General features: G+C 67.5%; 1 protein-coding gene. It reads right to left on the bottom strand.

Annotated features, from left to right (window positions below; all coding sequences use genetic code 11):
* Positions 1-3: 3 nt before the first annotated feature.
* Complete coding sequence (locus J8I87_RS43835) at positions 4-1746, bottom strand: IlvD/Edd family dehydratase (RefSeq protein ID WP_209938870.1); 1743 nt, start codon at positions 1744-1746, stop codon at positions 4-6.
* Positions 1747-1751 lie beyond the last annotated feature (5 nt).

Here is a 1751-nt window from a genome sequence, read left to right as displayed (position 1 = left end):
CGTTCAATGCGAATGCGCGGGCACCTCTGCACCGCGGCAGCCCACCAGAAAGTCGAAGTCGCAGCCCTGGTCGGCCTGCAGCACATGGTCGATATAGAGGTTGCGGTAGCCGCTCGCATCGGCGGGATGGCGCTGCTGCATTTCCTTCCACGCGGCGAGGCGCGCCGTCATTTCCTTCTCGTCGATATCGACGTGCAGGCGGCCCGCCTCGCAATCCAGCTCGATCCAGTCGCCGTCGCGCACCACCGCGAGCGGACCGCCCGCGCGCGCTTCGGGCGCGACGTGCAGGACCACCGTGCCGTACGCGGTGCCGCTCATGCGCGCATCGGACACGCGCACCATGTCGGTGACGCCCTGGGCGAGCAGCTTCGGCGGCAGGCCCATGTTGCCGACTTCCGCCATGCCCGGATAGCCCTTCGGCCCGCAGTTCTTCATCACGAGCACCGAGTCGGCGGTGACGTCGAGTTCGGGATCGGCGATGCGCTTCTTGTAGTCGTCGAAGTTCTCGAACACGACCGCGCGGCCGCGATGCCTGAGCAACGCAGGCGTGGCCGCTGACGGCTTGAGCACCGCGCCGTTCGGCGCGAGATTGCCGCGCAGCACGCACAGGCCGCCGTCCTCGCGCAGCGGCCTGTCCAGAGGCCGGATCACTTCGTCGTTGTAGATCGGCGCGTCGATGCAGTTCTCCCACAGCGTCCGGCCGTTCGCCGTGAGCGCACCGGGATGCGGCAGCCGGCCCGCTTCGCCGAGCCGGCGCAGCACGGCGGGCAGACCGCCCGCGTAATAGAACTCCTCCATCAGGAAGCGCCCCGACGGCTGAAGATCGACGAGCGTCGGCGTGCCGCGTCCGATGCGCGTCCAGTCGTCGAGTTCGAGCTTCACGCCGATGCGCCCGGCAATCGCCTTCAGGTGAATCGCCGCATTGGTCGAGCCGCCGATCGCCGCATTCGCGCGGATCGCGTTTTCAAAGGCCTCGCGCGTGAGCAGCTTCGACAGCCGCACATCCTGCAATGCCATCTCGACGATGCGCATGCCCGACAGATGCGCGAGCACGTAGCGGCGCGCATCGACGGCGGGAATCGCCGCGTTGTGCGGCAGCGTCACGCCCAGCGCCTCGGCCATGCACGCCATCGTCGAGGCCGTGCCCATCGTGTTGCAGGTGCCCGCCGAGCGCGACATGCCCGCTTCCGCCGACATGAACTCGTGAATCGAGATCTTGCCCGCCTTCACCTGCTCGCTCAGTTGCCACACGACGGTGCCCGAACCGATGTCGCGCCCCTCGTGCTTGCCGTTGAGCATCGGCCCGCCGCTCACGACGATCGCGGGCACGTCGCAACTGGCCGCGCCCATCAGCAGCGCGGGCGTGGTCTTGTCGCAGCCGGCGAGCAGCACGACGGCATCGATGGGGTTGCCGCGGATCGATTCCTCGACATCCATGCTCGCGAGGTTGCGCGTGAACATCGCGGTGGGCCGCAGGTTCGACTCGCCGTTCGAGAACACCGGAAACTCGACGGGAAAGCCGCCCGCCTCGAACACGCCGCGCTTCACATGCTCGGCGAGCTTGCGAAAGTGCGCGTTGCAGGGCGTGAGTTCGGACCACGTGTTGCAGATGCCGATGATCGGCTTGCCGGCGAATTCGTGATCGGGGATGCCCTGGTTCTTCATCCAGCTGCGGTACATGAAGCCGTTCTTGTCGGCGGTGCCGAACCAGGCGGCGGAGCGCAGTTTGCGGGGTTGGTCGGTCATGGTGT

Source organism: Paraburkholderia sp. LEh10, assembly GCF_017814945.1.
Classification (GTDB): domain Bacteria; phylum Pseudomonadota; class Gammaproteobacteria; order Burkholderiales; family Burkholderiaceae; genus Paraburkholderia.
The sequence above is the reverse complement of the archived record's forward strand: the minus strand, read 5'-3'. Positions and strand labels throughout refer to the sequence as shown.

Coding starts and splice junctions, on each gene's coding strand:
- J8I87_RS43835 (WP_209938870.1), bottom strand. CDS start 1,746: ATGACCGACCAACCCCGCAAACTGCGCTCCGCCGCCTGGTTCGGCACC.